Annotated in this window: 16 protein-coding genes; 11 read left to right on the top strand and 5 right to left on the bottom strand. The window is 63.5% G+C overall.

All coding sequences use genetic code 11. The features are described from left to right. The first annotated feature begins 94 nt into the window (after window positions 1–94). The gene (gene ppsA, locus ACX80Z_RS13355) at window positions 95–2518 is read left to right on the top strand and encodes a phosphoenolpyruvate synthase (RefSeq protein WP_459316198.1); all 2424 of its coding nucleotides are present in this window, start codon (window positions 95–97) and stop codon (window positions 2516–2518) included. 21 nt (window positions 2519–2539) lie between these two features. Here the strand turns inward: ppsA and ACX80Z_RS13350 are convergent, their stop codons facing one another. From ACX80Z_RS13350 to ACX80Z_RS13340, 3 genes are all read right to left on the bottom strand, one after another. Then, window positions 2540–3007, bottom strand: a complete 468-nt coding sequence (locus ACX80Z_RS13350) for a pyridoxamine 5'-phosphate oxidase family protein (protein ID WP_019482473.1) — start codon at window positions 3005–3007, stop codon at window positions 2540–2542. A gap of 81 nt (window positions 3008–3088) precedes the next feature. After that, complete coding sequence (locus ACX80Z_RS13345; RefSeq protein ID WP_459316197.1) at window positions 3089–3952, bottom strand: universal stress protein; 864 nt, start codon at window positions 3950–3952, stop codon at window positions 3089–3091. 108 nt (window positions 3953–4060) lie between these two features. Continuing rightward, window positions 4061–4762, bottom strand: coding sequence for a FadR/GntR family transcriptional regulator (locus tag ACX80Z_RS13340; RefSeq protein WP_459316196.1), 702 nt, complete (start codon window positions 4760–4762; stop codon window positions 4061–4063). Window positions 4763–4909: 147 nt separating this feature from the next. Between ACX80Z_RS13340 and ACX80Z_RS13335 the strand changes: the two genes are divergently transcribed. The 6 genes from ACX80Z_RS13335 (at window position 4910) to ACX80Z_RS13310 (ending at window position 11046) form a co-directional block, all read left to right on the top strand. After that, entirely contained in the window at window positions 4910–6286 is a 1377-nt protein-coding gene (locus ACX80Z_RS13335; RefSeq protein ID WP_459316195.1) for an SLC13 family permease, read from the top strand. 48 nt (window positions 6287–6334) lie between these two features. Further along, window positions 6335–7549, top strand: a complete 1215-nt coding sequence (locus ACX80Z_RS13330; RefSeq protein WP_019482469.1) for a CaiB/BaiF CoA transferase family protein — start codon at window positions 6335–6337, stop codon at window positions 7547–7549. 1 nt (window position 7550) lies between these two features. Continuing rightward, window positions 7551–9077 (top strand): carboxyl transferase domain-containing protein, encoded by a 1527-nt coding sequence (locus ACX80Z_RS13325; protein WP_459316194.1) that lies wholly within the window; start codon window positions 7551–7553, stop codon window positions 9075–9077. Between the two features lie 86 nt (window positions 9078–9163). Further along, entirely contained in the window at window positions 9164–9421 is a 258-nt protein-coding gene (locus tag ACX80Z_RS13320) for a metal-sensitive transcriptional regulator (RefSeq protein ID WP_019482467.1), read from the top strand. A 147-nt stretch (window positions 9422–9568) separates the two neighbouring features. Continuing rightward, entirely contained in the window at window positions 9569–10204 is a 636-nt protein-coding gene (sigK, locus tag ACX80Z_RS13315) for an ECF RNA polymerase sigma factor SigK (RefSeq protein WP_459316193.1), read from the top strand. A 20-nt stretch (window positions 10205–10224) separates the two neighbouring features. After that, window positions 10225–11046, top strand: a complete 822-nt coding sequence (locus tag ACX80Z_RS13310; RefSeq protein WP_459316192.1) for a GAF domain-containing protein — start codon at window positions 10225–10227, stop codon at window positions 11044–11046. A 28-nt stretch (window positions 11047–11074) separates the two neighbouring features. On the opposite strand, the gene ACX80Z_RS13305 is transcribed toward ACX80Z_RS13310, so the two are convergent. Both ACX80Z_RS13305 and ACX80Z_RS13300 read right to left on the bottom strand, forming a co-directional pair. Next, window positions 11075–12085: a CNNM domain-containing protein gene (locus ACX80Z_RS13305; protein WP_459316191.1), complete on the bottom strand. Its 1011-nt coding sequence runs from the start codon at window positions 12083–12085 to the stop codon at window positions 11075–11077. Beyond that, window positions 12082–13509: a hemolysin family protein gene (locus tag ACX80Z_RS13300; protein ID WP_116778103.1), complete on the bottom strand. Its 1428-nt coding sequence runs from the start codon at window positions 13507–13509 to the stop codon at window positions 12082–12084. The genes ACX80Z_RS13305 and ACX80Z_RS13300 overlap by 4 nt, the downstream gene beginning before the upstream one ends. A gap of 246 nt (window positions 13510–13755) precedes the next feature. Here ACX80Z_RS13300 and ACX80Z_RS13295 point away from each other — a divergent pair, with 246 nt between their 5' ends. From ACX80Z_RS13295 to ACX80Z_RS13280, 4 genes are all read left to right on the top strand, one after another. Next, complete coding sequence (locus ACX80Z_RS13295; RefSeq protein ID WP_459316190.1) at window positions 13756–14394, top strand: DNA alkylation repair protein; 639 nt, start codon at window positions 13756–13758, stop codon at window positions 14392–14394. Window positions 14395–14495: 101 nt separating this feature from the next. After that, the gene (locus tag ACX80Z_RS13290) at window positions 14496–15272 is read left to right on the top strand and encodes a thioesterase family protein (protein ID WP_459316189.1); all 777 of its coding nucleotides are present in this window, start codon (window positions 14496–14498) and stop codon (window positions 15270–15272) included. A gap of 74 nt (window positions 15273–15346) precedes the next feature. Beyond that, entirely contained in the window at window positions 15347–16378 is a 1032-nt protein-coding gene (locus tag ACX80Z_RS13285) for an aldo/keto reductase (protein WP_459316188.1), read from the top strand. Window positions 16379–16477: 99 nt separating this feature from the next. After that, entirely contained in the window at window positions 16478–16762 is a 285-nt protein-coding gene (locus ACX80Z_RS13280; RefSeq protein ID WP_459316187.1) for a DUF427 domain-containing protein, read from the top strand. The last annotated feature ends 1 nt before the right edge of the window (window position 16763 follow it).

The raw sequence follows: 16763 nt of genomic DNA, 5'->3' as shown, positions 1-16763 counted from the left end.
AGCGGTGACAGGGCCTTACGACCCTATTCAGGCAGGGTTGCTGGCGGGACTTTAGACTCTGCTTCTGCCGGGTCTGGCTCGCCAAGATGGAGCCATGACTTCAACAGCGAGTGCAGACGTGTACGTGGTGTGGCTGCAAGACGTGGGAATAGCTGACGTGCCTTCGGTCGGAGGTAAGAACGCGTCACTCGGCGAGCTCACGCGTTCCCTCCTCGGGTCGGGTGTGCGGGTCCCCGACGGTTTCGCCACTACTGCGTCGGCCTACCGGGCCTTCATCGCCGTCAACGGCATTGAACCCGGCATTCGTGACACGGTCAACCGGTATCATGCTGGCGAGTCGACGTTGCGGGAAGCAGGAGAGACCATTCGGGCATTGATACTGGAAGGCGAATTTCCTGCAGACATCGCCGCCGAGATCACTGATCACTATCGGGCGCTGTCTTCCCGGACCGGCAGGCCGTCAGCCTCGGTGGCAGTGCGCAGCAGTGCGACGGCGGAGGACCTCCCCGACGCAAGCTTCGCAGGTCAGCAGGAGACGTTTTTGAACATTTCGGGAGAACGCGAACTCCTTGAAGCCTGCAGACGGTGTTTCGCCTCGTTGTTCACCGATCGGGCGATCAGCTACCGGGAGATGAAGGGATTCGACCATGTGAGCGTCGCCCTGTCGATCGGCGTGCAGCTGATGGTGCGTTCGGATCTTGGTGCGTCGGGGGTGATGTTTTCCATCGACACGGAGTCAGGTTTTCCGCGCAGCGTGGTGATCAGCGCAGCCTGGGGCCTGGGAGAGACTGTCGTTCAGGGAAGCATCAACCCGGATAAATACCAGGTCTTCAAGCCGTTGCTTGCCACACCCCACTTTGTTCCGATCATCGAGAAGACGGTGGGCTCCAAGGAACGAAAGATGGTGTACAGCCGCGGTGGGCACGCACGCACGCGGACGATAGAAACGACCGATCTGGAGCGGGAGTCGATTGTACTTTCCGACCTGGAGATCCTGACGCTGGCCCGCTGGGCTGTCTCGGTGGAGGAGCATTACGAGCGGCCGATGGATATGGAGTGGGCCAAGGACGGATCAACCGGGGAGCTCTTCATGGTCCAGGCCCGCCCGGAGACCGTTCAGGCGCAACGCAGCGAAACCACGTTCAACGTGTATCACCTGCGGGAGTCGGGGCGGCGTCTCCTCTCGGGCGCGGCCATTGGCGAGGCAATCGCACACGGCGACGCCTGTGTTGTGCTTGATGCGCAGGACATCGACAAGTTTCGGGACGGCGCCATTCTGGTCACCAGGATGACCGATCCGGATTGGGTACCGGTGATGAAACGGGCGGCGGGGATCGTGACCGATCATGGCGGTCCCACCAGCCATGCGGCGATTGTCAGCCGGGAATTAGGCGTACCAGCCGTGGTGGGTACCGGGAACGGAACCTCGCTGCTTGAGGATGGATCGGCGATCACCATCTCGTGTGCTGGCGGTGAGGATGGGGGAGTGTACGAGGGAACGCTCGCCTTTGAGGTGGAGGAAGTCGACCTCGGCGCCCTGCCGGAGACCAACACCGCGGTCATGGTCAATATCGCCAGCCCCGCCGCTGCCTTCCAATGGTGGCGGCTCCCGGCGGCAGGCGTTGGCCTGGCACGGATGGAATTCATTATCAACAACCTCATTCGTATCCATCCGATGGCACTTGTTCACCCGGAATTGGTGACTGATCCCGACGAGATGGCGCAGATCAGGCAGCTCACCCGCGGTCATGACACTTTGCTTGAATACTTCGTTGACGTTCTCTCACGGGGCATCGCAAAAATCGCAGCACCTTATTACCCGGGCCCGGTCATCGTCAGGCTCAGCGACTTCAAAAGCAACGAGTACGCCCATCTGATTGGTGGAAGCTATTTTGAGACCGCAGAAGAGAATCCGATGCTGGGGTTCCGCGGGTCTTCGCGCTACTATGACGAGCGCTACCGGGAAGGATTTGCGCTTGAATGCCGGGCAATCAAGCGGGTCCGCGAGCAGCTTGGCTTTGCGAACGTCCTGGTGATGGTGCCGTTCTGCCGCACGCTCCGCGAAGCAGAGCTGGTCATCGAGGTAATGGCGGAGAACGGTCTGGTCCGGGGGGACGAAGGACTACAGATCTACATGATGTGCGAAATACCGTCAAACGTTATTCTTGCCTCGGAGTTCGCCCGGCACTTTGACGGGTTTTCGATCGGTTCCAATGATCTGACACAACTGGTCCTTGGCGTCGACCGCGATTCGGAGCATTTGGCACAACTGTTTGACGAACGAGACGAGGCCGTCAAGTGGATGATCTCGCGTGCCATCGACAAAGCTCACGCGGCGGGAATAAAGATCGGCATTTGTGGACAGGGACCAAGCGACCACGAGGATTTCGCGGCGTTCCTGGTCGAGCAGGGGATCGACTCAATCTCGCTGAACCCCGATACTTTTCTCCGCACAGTCCAGGTCATCGCCGAGGCAGAGAAGTCACGAGTAGCTTCGAACCGCCAGACAGGGCAGTAGGGCAGCACGACCTACGGGCGCTTATTCCAGCCCGGCACGCATAGCGTCATCCAACCGACCGCCCCAGGCGAGCGGCGCAGCGATTCGGAACCGTCGCCCGCTGATGCTTTCGGGAACGATTCGAACAAAATGATCCTTCTTGCCGGCCTCCCAGGGAACGAGCAGACGGCCCACAGAGTTGAGCACCTCCGGAGTGCGGTCCAGCCTGTACGCGGGACCTTTAACAACGACACTCCAGGCGATAACTCCCTCCTTGTCTACTCCGTCCGCCTCCAGTGCAACCCGCTGGCCCAAAGCGGCGGCCAACTTGGAACCGTGGCCAGTCCGAAAGATGAAATCCCCGCCGTCGATTCTGTAGTTGATGGGGAAAATCTCGGGCTGCTCGTTGGCCCAGACTGCTAGCCGGCCGATCGAACCTCGTCGGAAGAGTTCCCAGCATTCTTCAGGGGAAAGGGTAGTGGTCCTGGGTATTTCAGCGCCGGTAGTCATGACCCCGAGCCTAGATCGATCTGCGGCCAACTCCTAGGGCCCAAAGACCCTTCAACGAGTGGGTTGGCCGCTGCCAGCCGCCTAGTCGTCATGCTTAACTTTATGAATCGGGGTAATCACCGTGGGACAGGGCAGATGACCAAGCACCCCGTGGGCAGTGGAGCCCAGCAGTAGCCGCCTGAAGCCTCCCCGACCGCGACTCCCGATCACAAGTAGGTGGGCGCCGGCTGCCGTCTGAACCAGGGCCGCAGCGGGTTTGGCGTCGGTCACCATCACCTTTCGCACGAGAAGCCCCGGGTAGTCCTCCCGGACGCCCGAAACGGTTTCAGACAACACGACCTGTTCCTCCTCTTCGAGGGCTTTGTCGAGGCTGGGCGAAAGGAGACCCTTGTCCAGGAGATGGTTCGGCGTGTTCAGGGAATACACCACAATTAGTTCCTGGTCATCCCGGTCGGCTTCGGCTGCGGCAAAGGCGACCGCCTGGGTGGATTCCTCCGAACCGTCGACGCCAACAACAACTCCCTTCCCGGTTCCCGCATGATCCCCAATGACCGCGACTGGGCAGGTGGCGGTTGCCGCGATCTGCAGAGCCCTATCCGTGAGGGTGCCACCCAGGTGGGCGCTGCCGGAGCCAACCACCAGCATTGACGCGTTGGCCGAGAATTCGCCGAGCGCCCCAGCGACACTGCCCTCCAGCAGCTTGGTGGTGATGTCGACGCCGGTGCTCCCACGGACACGTTGCGCCGCGGTTTGCAGCAGCTTCTGCCCGTTGTCCATCAGGCTCTCCGTCCAGGGAATCGCCTCGGTGACCCAGCGGTCGTCAACGACGTGCAGAATAATCAGCGGCACTCCATAACGATCGGCGCGAGCGGCGGCCCAGGTCACCGCCGCCTGACCACGAGCATTATCAGTGGTTGCAACGGCTATCGGTTTTGACGATTCCATGGTGGCCTCCCAGCGCGATGGTTAGGAGACCTACTGTCCTGCACCGCACCACAACCCGATAGGGCCCAAAGTCACGAGTACCGTGATCCGAAGGGGCAGCTGGGAGCACTACTTCAGCAAAGCCACATCAGAGACCAGATCGATGTGTGACTGCATCGCCGCCGCGGCCGCCGTCGGGTTCCCGGAACGGATCGCCTCGGCGATGATCCGATGCGACTTCAGTGATTGTTCGGGCCGCCCCGGCTGACTCAGTGACTCGATCCGGGTCTCCAATACCATCTCCGCGATGAACGCCATCAGTTGGGCCAACACGGGGGAGTGGGCGGCGGAGGTGACCGCCTGATGGAACGACTCATCACCCTGGGTGCCCCGACCGCCCGCCGTCACCTCGGCGGCCATTGCTTCAAGGGCAGCGTCAATAGCCGCCAGGTCTGCTGCGGTCCGCCGGGAAGCGGCAAGGGCGGCCAGCTTCACTTCGAGGGTGCTGCGTGCTTCGGTGATCTCGGGCAGCCTGGTCTGATGCTCACGTAGCTTCCTGATCACCGTTGCCAGACTCGGCCGATACACCAGCACCGCCCCCGTGCCGTGCTGCACATCGATTACGCCCAGCACTTCGAGGGCCACCAGCGCCTGAGCCAGTGTCGCCCGCGAAACTCCTAGTTGTTCGGCAAGGATTCGCTCAGCGGGCAGGAGATCACCGGGCCCCAGCTGGGCGTCCTCGATGTAGACGAGGATCTGCTCGACCAGCTGCTCATAGAGTCGTGGCCGGGGTGCGCGGCCAAGCTGCCGTGGGTCGGGCAGTGCGTTCATCAGCGGTCCTCAACGTCAGTGGGGAGATGTCATGCCAGTTTAGGGGGCGAGCAGGTCACAATTGACAAATGGATCAGTGTCTAACAGTCTAGTCCAGTGCGCCGGTAACGTGCGTCACATCACACTTTCACTGGCGAAAGAAGACCTATGTCCGTCCCACTCCTCTCAATCATCATCCTGGCAGCGATGTTCCTCATCGCTACCTTGCTGCCCGTCAATATGGGTGCCCTCGCCTTTGTTGGCGCTTTCCTGCTGGGTGCAGTCTTCCTCGGCATGGAAACCGATGACATTATTGCCAACTTCCCCGGCGGCCTGTTCCTCACCCTGGTTGGCGTCACCTATCTCTTTGCGATCGCCCAAAACAACGGCACGATCGACCTCCTGGTCAGCGGAGCGGTCAAACTTGTCCGCAGCCGGGTGGCCCTGATCCCGTGGATCATGTTCGTCATCACGGGCGTCATCACCGCCGTCGGCGCGCTCGGCCCCGCAGCCGTAGCAATCATGGCACCCGTCGCGCTCGGTTTCGCGGCCAAGCACAAGATCAGCCCGCTGCTGATGGGCATGATGGTGGTGCACGGTGCACAGGCCGGCGGCTTCTCGCCCATCGCCGTCTACGGCGTCATCGTCAACGGCATTGTCGCCGACACCGGCTTCGACTACAGTCCCATGGCACTCTTCCTCTCCAGCCTCATCTTCAACTTCCTCATCGCCGTCGTCCTGTTCCTGGTTCTCGGTGGCCGGAAACTGTTCTCCGCCCGGGTCGAGCAGTTCGTCGAAAACGCAGCCGATGCCCGGATGCACGCCAGCGTGGGCGCTCGCGCCTCGGGTGCCGACGTCGACTTCCGCGGTACCGGGTCGGGCACCGACTCGCTCAAGGGCAAAGCCAAGCCAGCCAGCGACGGCGCCGTCGGCACCGAGAACAAGCAGACTCTCGCGCAGTTCGCCACCATCGCCGGTCTGATCGTCCTCGCCGTCGTGGTGCTGGGCTTCAAGGTCGACGTCGGCTTCGTTGCCATCACCATCGCCGTCGCCCTCGCCTTGATCTCTCCACGGTCCCAAAAGGGTGCGGTCGAAAAAATCAGCTGGTCAACGGTGCTCCTGATCTGCGGCATGCTCACCTTTGTGGGTGTCCTGCAGGAAGCCGGAACCATCGAATACGTGTCCGACGGTGTCGCCAGCCTCGGCATGCCGTTGCTCGCTGCCCTGCTGATCTGCTACATCGGTGCAGTCGTCTCCGCGTTCGCCTCCTCCACGGCGATCCTCGCCGCGCTGATTCCGCTAGCCATCCCGTTCCTGGAATCCGGTGAAATCGGAGCGATCGGCGTCATCGCCGCCCTGTCCATCGCCTCCACCGTGGTTGACGTTTCCCCGTTCTCCACCAACGGTGCGTTGGTACTCGCCAACGCCCCCGAGGGCACTGACAGGGACCGCTTCTACAAGCAGATCCTCGCCTACGGCGGCATCATCGTCGTCGTCGGACCGCTGGTCGCCTGGCTGGTCCTCGTGGTGCCGGGCTGGCTCTAGGCCCTGAACGCCGGAACCGGACACCCCACTGAAAGGAAAAAGATCACCATGACCGACGTTATTACCAGCCCCGCAGAGCGGTCCGGCCCACTCGCCGGCACCCTCGTGGTGGACCTTAGCCGCGCCCTGGCCGGACCCCACGCTGCAATGATGCTGGCCGACCTTGGTGCCCGCGTGATCAAAGTGGAGAACCCCGGTTCCGGCGATGACACCCGCGGCTGGGGCCCACCCTTCGTGGGGCCCGAGGACAACCCGCAGGCCACCTATTTCCTGTCCTGTAACCGGAACAAGGAATCGATCGCCCTGGATCTGAAGAGCGACGACGGGAAGAAGGTCCTGACCGCCCTGCTGGAACGGGCCGACGTCGTCGTCGAAAACTTCCGGCCGGGCGTCCTGGACCGCCTGGGATTCTCGACCGAAGCAATGCACCAGCTCAACCCCCGCCTGGTCGTCCTCTCCATCACCGGGTTCGGGCACGACGGACCAGAATCCAGCCGGAGCGGGTACGACCAAATCCTGCAGGGCGAGGCAGGCCTGATGTCACTCACCGGGCCCAGCCCGGATGACCCGCAACGCGTCGGTGTGCCGATCGCTGACCTCCTCTCCGGGATGTACGGGGCGTACGGCGCCCTGGCGGCACTGCTGGAAAGGGAAAAAACCGGCAAGGGCCAGGTGGTTCGGACCTCGCTGCTCGCCGCGCTGGTCGGTGTCCACGCGTTCCAGGGCACCAGGACCACTGTCGCCGGCGAGGTGCCGAAGGCGCAGGGCAACCATCACCCGTCCATCGCACCCTACGGCCTCTTCAACTGCGACGCCGGGAAGGTCCAGATCAGCGTCGGCAGCGAGAAGCTGTGGCAAAAGTTCGCCACAACCTTCGGGCTCGACGCCGACCGCGCCGAGTTCGCCAGCAACGGTGATCGTGTGCGTAACCGCGACCTGCTGATCGGCGAGATCGAACAGGCTTTCGCCGCGTACGAGTCGGAGCCCCTGCTGGCAAAGCTCAACGAAGCCGGCATTCCGGCGGGCAAGGTCCGGTCCCTCGATGAGGTGTACGAGTGGGAGCAGGTGAAGTCGCAGGGCCTGCTGATCGACGTCGAGCACCAGTTGCTGGGCAAGGTCAGCCTCCCCGGCCCCCCGTTGCGGTTCTTCGATGGCTCCGAGCAGGAGACCACCAACTCAAGCCACACCGCGCCTCCGCTGCTGGACCAGGATGGTGCCGACATCCGGCGCTGGCTGGACGACGCGCTGGCGAAGGACTCATAGCATGACGACGACCCAGCCGGTGCGCCATCTCACGGCAGCGGAACTGATTGACGTGGTTCTTGATCCGGGTACCTTCACCGCCTGGGATAAACCTGTGCCCGGCCCGCACCCGGACGCGGGGTACGAGCGGGAGCTGCAGGCCGCCCGGGAGAAGAGCGGCGTGGACGAGTCGGTCATCACCGGCGAGGGCCTGATCCGCGGCCGCCGCGTGGCAGTGATCGTCTCCGAGTTCCGGTTCCTTGCCGGTTCCATCGGGCTGGCGGCCGCCAATCGGATTGTCGAGGCAGTCGAACGGGCCACCCGGGAGGAACTTCCGTTGCTCGCCGGGCCCGCATCCGGCGGCACCAGGATGCAGGAGGGCACCCTCGCGTTCCTGTCGATGGTGAAGATTTCGGCTGCCGTGCGCACCCACCGGCGGGCGCGGTTGCCGTACCTGGTGTATCTGCGCCACCCGACCACCGGCGGCGTCATGGCGTCCTGGGGCTCCCTCGGCCACGTGACCGTCGCTGAACCTGGCGCGTTGCTCGGCTTCCTTGGCCCGCGGGTCTACGAGGCGCTGTATGGCACCCCGTTCCCCGAGAACGTGCAGATCTCCGAGAACCTGTACGACAAGGGGCTCATTGATGCGGTCGTCCCTCCGGAGCTGCTCCCCGAAATCGTTGACCGCGCGCTGAACGTTTTGACGCAGCAAGCAGCAGCACCGGTGCCACCTCCGGCGACCCTCGACGTCGTACCTTCCCCGGTGGACGCCTGGACCTCCATCGAGATTTCCCGCAACCGGCGTCGCCCCGATCTGCGAAGACTGCTCAGCTGGGCCGCCCAGGATGTACTGCCGCTCAACGGCACTGGCCAGGGCGAAAAGGATCCCGGTCTCCAGTTGGCGCTTGCCCGTTTCGGCCACCAATCGTGCGTGGTGTTGGGCCATAACAGGTCCCGGGTGGCACCGGAAAGCTCAATGGGTCCTGCGTCGCTGCGCGAGGCGCGACGAGGCATGAAACTGGCCGAAGAACTTGGCCTGCCATTGCTGACCGTGATTGATACCGCTGGCGCCGCACTGTCCAGAGAGGCGGAGGAGGGTGGTCTTGCGGGCGAAATCGCCCGATCGCTTTACGACCTCATCGGCTTGCAGTCACCAACGGTTTCGGTGCTGCTCGGACAGGGCGCCGGCGGGGGAGCGCTGGCGCTCCTCCCTGCGGACCGCACCATCGCCGCCCACCACGCCTGGCTGTCACCGCTGCCACCCGAGGGGGCCAGCGCGATCATGCACCGGAGCACCGAGTTCGCGCCGGCGCTGTCAGAAGCGCAAGGAGTCAATGCAGCGTCGTTACATGCCAACGGGCTGGTCGACCACCTGGTGGACGAGCGCGATGACGCCGCCGAGGAAGCCAAGGCGTTTTGCCTCCGGATGGGAGCAGCTATCGAGTACGAGCTGTCGTCTCTGGCAGGGGAATCCATTGACACCCTCCTGACCCGGCGGGCCGCCAAGTATCGCGATCTGGGGCCCCGATTGGCTGCTCCGACGGGTTAGCAGGGACGCCTGGGTACGCTTCTCAAGTGCGGTGGGAAACACCCGGTGGGGTACGCTGAATCGACACCCACAACCTGGAGACGACCATGCAACTCGACACCTCAGAGCTGACCCCAGTCATCAACCGCCTCAAGCGCGCGCAGGGCCAATTGGCTGCTGTCACCCGCATGCTCGAGGAGGGTAAGGACTGCAAGGACGTCATCACCCAGTTGGCTGCCGTGTCGAAGGCTTTGGACCGTGCAGGGTTCGCGATCATTGCCACAGGGCTGGAGCAATGTCTTACCAGCGACGACGCCACCATGGACAAAAAAGATCTCGAAAAGTTGTTCCTGTCCCTCGCCTAACCGGCCCTGCACGTCACACGGCGCCCCGGGGGCCGTCCGCTATTGCGGGCGGGCGGTTTGGATGGCATAGTTCGGTCCGTGCGGGGCGCCGCAGAGCTCTCGCGCTGCCCGGTCTCGACCCCCACACTGACTCAACGGTGAGGTTTCATGTCCCACAGCAATAGGCTCGGTCCGGTCGATCCTCCCGTTCGGGCTACCGCCCAGCAGGATGCCGTCCAGAGTCCCTCCCTGGCAGACCTTCTCGGCCGCACCGCTGATGGAGATCAGGAGGCTTTCGCTGCCCTGTACAGGCAGACCTGCAAACGGGTCTACGGGCTGGTGCTGCGGGTGATCCAAAATGCAGCAATTGCGGCGGAAGTGGTGCAGGAGGTGTATCTGATGCTGTGGGCGTCGTCGGGCCAGTTCGACGCCGATCGAGGCTCTCCCCAAAGCTGGATTTTGACCCTCGCTCACCGGCGCGCCGTCGACCGGGTGCGTAGCGAGCAAAGTTCTGCCGGACGTGACGCGGCGTACAGCCTGCGGTCAGCGGCAGTCCGACCGGACAGCGTGGAAGAAACGGTGCACCACACCCTGATGTCAGAGAGCGTCAGAAAGTGTCTTGGATCCCTCACCGACCGGCAGGCAGAGGCCATCAGCCTGGCCTACTACGGCGGAATGACCTATGTCGAAGTCGCTGAGACGCTACAGATCAAGCTTCCCACCGCCAAATCGCGGATCCAGGCAGGGCTGACCCGCCTGCGGGACGCCATGGAAGCCGACGGCTACGACGCCCTCTCCCGGTGAGCAGGAAGAAAGACAACCTTATGGACCCATACCTTCAACAGTGGTTCACGCGCCTGGCCGTCATGACGTCCGGGCTTGACCTCAACGCGGTCTGGGACAACTACACAGAAATCGGTGGCACCTGCGACATCGTCGAGTTCAAGGCGTACATTCACGGCCTGATGCAGCTCGAGCAATTCCAGCGGGACATGGTCTCCCACGCAATTAACGAGATGCTCGATGACAAGGATTCACCAGTGCGCCGTGCGGCGTACACAACCGACGACGTTTCCCTCGCCACAGGTGTCCCCACCGAAAGCAGCTTCGAAAGCCTGACCGATCCAGCGCTGCGACGCCTGACGACGACGGCGGCTGCCCTGTTCCCAGTCAACCAGGCCGAATCGCTGCGGCTACAGTCGTTGCATCGGACCGGGCTGATGGGGTCGGCTCCCGAGGAGCGATTCGACCGGATCACCCGACGGGCACAAGAGCAGTTTGGTGTCAGCTCTGCCTCGATTGCCCTGATCGGCCAGCACCGCCAGTTCATCAAATCGGTGACGGGTCCCATCGGTGAGAATGTCCCGCGCCGGATTTCCTTCTGTGACCAGACCATTCGCAGCGAACGGGTGATGGTGGTGCGTGATGCGCTGGCGGACAGCAAATTCCGGAACAATCCACTGGTGCAACTGAAACCGCACATCAGGTTTTATGCAGGATATGCGCTGCGTGGCCCCGGTGGTTGGCCGGTCGGCACGCTGTGCATCATCGATGATCGTCCGCGTGACTTCTCGGCGGCCGATGAGCTGGCCTTAAAGCAGTTGGCCGCCGAAGCCCAGAACCAGATGGAGATGAATCGGTCCTAGGACTCCAGCGGCCAACAGCCTGTCCGGGCTACTTCGCGGGAGCCATCGACATGGGCAGAACCCGCCGCATGACATCTGACAGCGTAATGACGCCGATGAACTTGCCATCGTCCATCACGGCGGCAAGCTGAACACTCGCGCTCCGGATCTGAGCCAACGCCTCATAGACCGGAACATCGGCCTCCAGCAGGAAGGCTGCACCGGCCAGCTCACGGACCTGGCGATCCGCTGGCTCGAGGAGCGTGTCCCGAACGTGGATCACCCCGGGAGGAGTACCGGCGTCGCCCTGCACCAGGATGCGGAGGTGCTTCGACCGCGCCGCCGCTTCCTGGACATCGGCCATCGTGGCAGTGTCCGGCACCACCGTGGGTGCGCCGCCGGAAGCGATGAGTGAGCGAACCGTGAGGCTTTCCAGTTCCAGCGCACCCGACAGTTGCGTCTGGTAGGACGCCTCGAGTGCCCCAGTTGCAGCGGAATGCTCGACCAGGTGACGAATCGACCCGGCGTCCAACCCGCCGGCCGCAGCCCGGTTCACAGGTGTGACACCGCTGGCAGCGACGAGGCGGTTCGCGATGGCATTGACCCAGACCAGCAGAGGCCGGACGAGCCAAATGAAGCCGCGTGACGGCAGTCCGATGAGCTTGGCAGACCGCTCGGGGTGGGCAATGGCCCACGACTTGGGCGCCATTTCTCCTACGACGAGGTGAAGGAAGGTCACAAACAGGAGGGACAGCCCAAACGCTGTACCGCCGGCTATTGCCTCCGGGATGCCCCAGGATGCGAGTACCGGACCCAGCCAGGCATCAACAGCCGGTTTGGTGATCGCGCCGAGAGCAAACGTGCAGGCGGTAATGCCCAGCTGGGCACCCGCAAGCATGATGGTGAGTTCGTTGATACCCCGCAGCGCGGCACGCGCTGAACGGTTGTTGGCCGCCTCGGCCTCAAGCCGATAGCGGCGTGCACCCAACAGGGCGAATTCGATCACGACGAAGAATGCACTAAGGACGATGAGTAGCACCGTTACCAGGGTTACGATCATCGGGTTTCCTCACTGGTTTCATCAGCTGCGTCGGTGCGGCGCTCAGCGCGCTCACCGGCGTCGGCGTTCTCTGGGGTGAGCTCGATCAGCCGCACCAGCAGCTCGCTCGGTACATGCCGGGTTACTTCGAGGACTTCGACGTCGAGCACACGGCGGACGGGCTCATCCTCGACCAGGTCGCGGGGATCGTCGGGGAGAACCACAGTGACTGTTTCGCCGACGGCCGGCAGTTCGCCGCGAACGGCGATCAGCACACCCGAGATCGTCTCGTAGTCGCCCTCGGGCAGTTCGTGCCCGATAGCGCGCTCCACCTCATCGACGTGCACGTCACCACTCATCCGCCAGATGAAGTCCTCTTCGGACTCGATCGTGGGTGGTGCTTCGTCGTCGTGCTCGTCGGTGAGTTCACCGACGAGTTCCTCTGCGAGATCCTCGACGGTGATGACGCCGGTGAAGCCGCCATACTCATCGATCACGCAGGCAAGCTCGTTGCGGGAGTTCATCAGCTGCTCCAGCGCATTGGGCAGGGACATCAGGGTCGGCAGCACCAGCGGCGGGTGCATGACCGCCGTCACCAGGGTGTCGTCGCTGATGCTAGCCGGCAGAATATCCGCGAGTTGGACGACGCCGAGGGGTTCCTCGGTTTCGGACACCACGGGATAGCGGGTGTGGGCATCGGCCATCAGGGTGCGCACATAGCCCACCGTTGCCTCGGGCCCGACGGTGCCGACCTGTGACCGCGGAATCATCGCGTGCTCAATATCCCGGTCGGGGAAGTCGAGGATACGGTCGATCAGCATCGACAGTTCTTCGGGCAGGTCACCACTCTGGCGGGAATCGGCCACAATGCGGTCCAGATCCTTCGCAGTTGCGGTGGTATCGACGTCGTGGACTGGTTCAACCCGGACGAGCCGCAGCAGGGCGTTGGCCGAGTGGTCGAAGATCGTGATCAGCCAGCCGAACGCGGCAAGGTAGATCGTGGTTGAGCGAGCCAGTCCGCGGGCCAGCGGCTCAGCATTGGCGATGGCCAGGTTTTTCGGATACAGCTCACCGAAGATCATCTGGACAACTGCCGCAACAACGAGGGCCAGTACCGTGCCGATTGAGATACCCAGGGCGGCCGGCACTCCGGCCCCGCCGAGCAGGACACCCAGTGACTCACCGACCAGCGGTTCTGCCACGTAACCAATCAGCAGACCGGTGACGGTGATGCCCAGTTGGGCGCCCGACAGCATAAAGGACGTTCGCTTGGTGACCTTCAGGGCCCGTTGGGCGGAGACGTCGCCGGCTTCGGCCAGGACCGCAAGCTTGGTCCGGTCGACCGACATGTAGGCAAATTCCTGGGCCACGAAATAGCCGTTGGCGGCAATGATGGCGAGGATGATGATGATGCCCAGTAAGAGGGTGAGCAGGGTGATCGTCATTTAGTTGATCCCCCGCAGTCGGCCGGCGTGAACCCACGGCCGAGACTTGATTCAGGATTCAGATTGAAAGAACAACAATGACTGGGGTCATCAGAGGACCCCGGTTGCGTACGCAGTTAGACCAGCACCTTTAGCAGTCTTGGAAATATTGACATGACCCACTATACCGAGAGTCCTGCGACGATCAGTAGCCTGCCACACGGCGACCGCGTTCGGCCTTCCGCCGGAGCAGGGAAGAATAGGACTGTGAGTGAGGCGGGGCAGTTCATCGACACCGCGCTGCAGCGCGAGGCGTCGTGGGAGCGGGCCGACGATCGGGTTAGCGGGGGCCTGCGGATTTATGGGGCGTCGGTAGGCGCGGTCCGGGGCGCCGTCCGTGATGCCTTCCGCCGCTACCGCGGGATGGAGCACGACGCCGTGCTGGCGCTCAGCTCGGAGCTGTGGGCGGTAGCGGTGTTTGAACGCCGGTTGGCGGCCATCGTGGTGCTGCAGTCGAGACTGGCACTCCTTCAGGTGACAGACCTGACCCGGGTGGAGGGATTTCTGCGGCAGGGGGGCAGGCCGGAGTTGGTCGATCCGCTGGCCATCGACGTGGTGGGTCCGTTGACCGACCGGCTGAACCAACGGGACGGGGACTGTGCAGCAGTGATACTGGACCGGTGGGCGACCGACGTCGACCCCTGGCTCGGCCGGGCGGCGCTCCTCTCGTCGCTCCGCCCCTTGCGTACCGGCGGTGGCGACTGGGACGGCCTGGTGCGGCGGGTCAAAGCCGCGAGAGCAGCAAACCGTGAGGGGGCCGGGCGCGACGTCGTCGGCGAGGCAATCGAGCTGATCGCCAGGGAACTGGCCACAGCCCGCCCGGAACTGGCCGTGCCACCGGTGTAGCGCGCCCACCGCAACAGCCGCGGAACGCGTCATAGACTGGTGCTGCGGCGGCCCCGGGTTGGGGCCAGCCACCCACCGCAGTCCAGCAAAGGTGCTCCTTCATGCCAGCTTCCTACTATCGCCCGCTGGGCGAAGGCAGTTTCGAATCCACCATCCACGCGCAGGGTGCCTGGAACCCCGAAGAACAACACATGGCGCCAGCGGCCGGGTTGCTGGCTCACTGCCTCGAGCAGTGCAGTCCTCGACCTGACCTGCGGATGGCGCGACTCAGCTTCGACATCCTTGGCATGATCCCCGGGGGCACGTTCGATGTGCTGGCCAAGGTCATCAGACCGGGCAAGACCATCGAACTGCTGGAAGCGGAGATGGTCTCCGGCGGACGGACGGTGATCCGTGCCAAAGCCTGGCGCCTGGCGAAGGCCGACAGTGCGGCGGTTGCGGCAATCGAGGACGCACCTATGCCCGGCCCTGACCAGGCGGGCCCCTTTGCGGACATGACCGCCTGGCCCGGGGGATTTATCGAGTCCCTGGAGTTTCGGGTTGTCGAGGGTCATCGCCCGGGCCGGGGCCGGGTCTGGTTGCGTACCCCACATCAGATGGTTGAAGGCACTCCGACAGCTGATCTGGTGCGGCTGATCGGCCTGATTGATACAGCGAACGGGGTGTCGGCACGGGTTCCTCCCGGACCGGGCAGCTGGATGTTCCCTAACCTGGACCTGCAGGTCCACCTGTACCGCGAACCGGCGGGGGAGTGGCTGGGCCTGGAGACGAGCGTCAGTTTCGGTGCTGACGGGATTGGGCTGACCTCCGCGGTGTTGCATGACACCACGGGTCCCTTCGGGCGGGCTGAGCAGATCCTCACCATCCGGAAGCTGTAACGACGCCCTGCCAACGGCCGCACTGCAACTAGGGTTGATACGAGTTATACCTGTCGATTCAAAGGAGCAGCACGATGGAATACCGCAAGCTTGGCAACAGCGGCACTGCAGTGTCGGCGTACGCCCTGGGCACGATGACCTTCGGCGCGGAGGCCGACGAAGCGACTTCCCACCAGGTCCTCAGCGCCTACGCGGCGGCCGGCGGCAACTTCATCGACACCGCCGACGTGTACACAGCTGGCGCGTCCGAGAGGATCATCGGTTCATGGCTGGCCAAGAACCCCACAGAGCGCGACCAGATGGTCCTCGCGTCAAAGGGACGTTTCCCGATGGGAGATGGCGTCAACGATATTGGCCTGTCCCGCCGTCACCTGCGCCGGGCGCTGGACGACTCACTGGCCCGGCTGGGCGTCGACCACATTGACCTGTACCAGGTGCATTCGTGGGATCCACTCACCCCGCTGGAGGAGACCCTGGGTTTCCTCGAGGATTCGATCCGCAACGGCAAGATCGCCTACTACGGATTCTCCAACTATTCCGGCTGGCAAATGACCAAGGCCGTCTGGCTGGCCAAGGCCCACGGCTGGAACGCGCCGGTCACCCTGCAACCCCAGTACAGTCTGTTGGTCCGCGAGATCGAGTCGGAAATTGTTCCGGCAGCGCTCGACGCCGATATCGGCCTCCTGCCCTGGTCGCCGCTGGGCGGTGGCTGGCTCACCGGAAAGTACCAGCGGGATACCTCTCCCACCGGCGAGACGCGGCTGGGCGAGAACCCCGAGCGCGGTATGGAAGCCTGGAAGGAACGCAACGCCAAGGAGCGCACCTGGCGCATTATTGACACCGTCGTAGAGATTGCAGCTGAGCGGGAGATCACGGCATCGCAGGTGGCCCTCGCCTGGGTGGCCCAGCAGCCAGCTGTCACCTCGGTCATCCTGGGGGCACGGAACACCGATCAGCTCACCGACAACCTGGGCGCCGACTCGGTGACCCTGAGCGCCGCCGAGGTCGACAGGCTTTCAACGGTCAGCGCACCGGAGGTCTCCGACTACCCCTACGGTGTGCCGGGCCAGGAGCAGCGCAGCCGCAAGATTGACGGCGGGCGCTAGGGCACGTTCCGCTCGACCGTCGCGGAATTCCGGAGCGGGCACACTCGTTGATGGAGGGTAGGTGCCCGCTCCGGGCACTGTGATCGAAAGGCCAGCACCATGGCAAAGGCACTATGGAACAATACCGTCATCGCAGAGTCAGACCGGACGGTAATGGTGGAGGGAAACCACTATTTCCCTAAGGACTCGGTCAGGACCGAGTACCTCACCGACAGCAGCATGACCACCGTCTGCCCCTGGAAAGGAACCGCCAAGTATTTCTCCTTGACGGTGGCCGGTGCCACGAATGACGACGCCGCCTGGACTTACCCGGAACCGAAGGCCGAGGCTGAAAACATCCGAGACCATGTGGCGTTTTGGCGCGGGGTCGTTGTCACCGACTAAT

The organism is Arthrobacter sp. TMT4-20 (assembly GCF_054510775.1).
Note: the sequence above shows the minus strand (reverse complement) of the source record. Positions and strands in the feature narration are given on the sequence as shown.

Excerpts from the sequence above, each read along its gene's own strand:
- ppsA (WP_459316198.1), top strand. The coding sequence starts at position 95 with ATGACTTCAACAGCGAGTGCAGACGTGTACGTGGTGTGGCTGCAAGAC.
- ACX80Z_RS13350 (WP_019482473.1), bottom strand. The coding sequence starts at position 3,007 with ATGACTACCGGCGCTGAAATACCCAGGACCACTACCCTTTCCCCTGAA.
- ACX80Z_RS13345 (WP_459316197.1), bottom strand. The coding sequence starts at position 3,952 with ATGGAATCGTCAAAACCGATAGCCGTTGCAACCACTGATAATGCTCGT.
- ACX80Z_RS13340 (WP_459316196.1), bottom strand. The coding sequence starts at position 4,762 with ATGAACGCACTGCCCGACCCACGGCAGCTTGGCCGCGCACCCCGGCCA.
- ACX80Z_RS13335 (WP_459316195.1), top strand. The coding sequence starts at position 4,910 with ATGTCCGTCCCACTCCTCTCAATCATCATCCTGGCAGCGATGTTCCTC.
- ACX80Z_RS13330 (WP_019482469.1), top strand. The coding sequence starts at position 6,335 with ATGACCGACGTTATTACCAGCCCCGCAGAGCGGTCCGGCCCACTCGCC.
- ACX80Z_RS13325 (WP_459316194.1), top strand. The coding sequence starts at position 7,551 with ATGACGACGACCCAGCCGGTGCGCCATCTCACGGCAGCGGAACTGATT.
- ACX80Z_RS13320 (WP_019482467.1), top strand. The coding sequence starts at position 9,164 with ATGCAACTCGACACCTCAGAGCTGACCCCAGTCATCAACCGCCTCAAG.
- sigK (WP_459316193.1), top strand. The coding sequence starts at position 9,569 with ATGTCCCACAGCAATAGGCTCGGTCCGGTCGATCCTCCCGTTCGGGCT.
- ACX80Z_RS13310 (WP_459316192.1), top strand. The coding sequence starts at position 10,225 with ATGGACCCATACCTTCAACAGTGGTTCACGCGCCTGGCCGTCATGACG.
- ACX80Z_RS13305 (WP_459316191.1), bottom strand. The coding sequence starts at position 12,085 with ATGATCGTAACCCTGGTAACGGTGCTACTCATCGTCCTTAGTGCATTC.
- ACX80Z_RS13300 (WP_116778103.1), bottom strand. The coding sequence starts at position 13,509 with ATGACGATCACCCTGCTCACCCTCTTACTGGGCATCATCATCATCCTC.
- ACX80Z_RS13290 (WP_459316189.1), top strand. The coding sequence starts at position 14,496 with ATGCCAGCTTCCTACTATCGCCCGCTGGGCGAAGGCAGTTTCGAATCC.
- ACX80Z_RS13285 (WP_459316188.1), top strand. The coding sequence starts at position 15,347 with ATGGAATACCGCAAGCTTGGCAACAGCGGCACTGCAGTGTCGGCGTAC.
- ACX80Z_RS13280 (WP_459316187.1), top strand. The coding sequence starts at position 16,478 with ATGGCAAAGGCACTATGGAACAATACCGTCATCGCAGAGTCAGACCGG.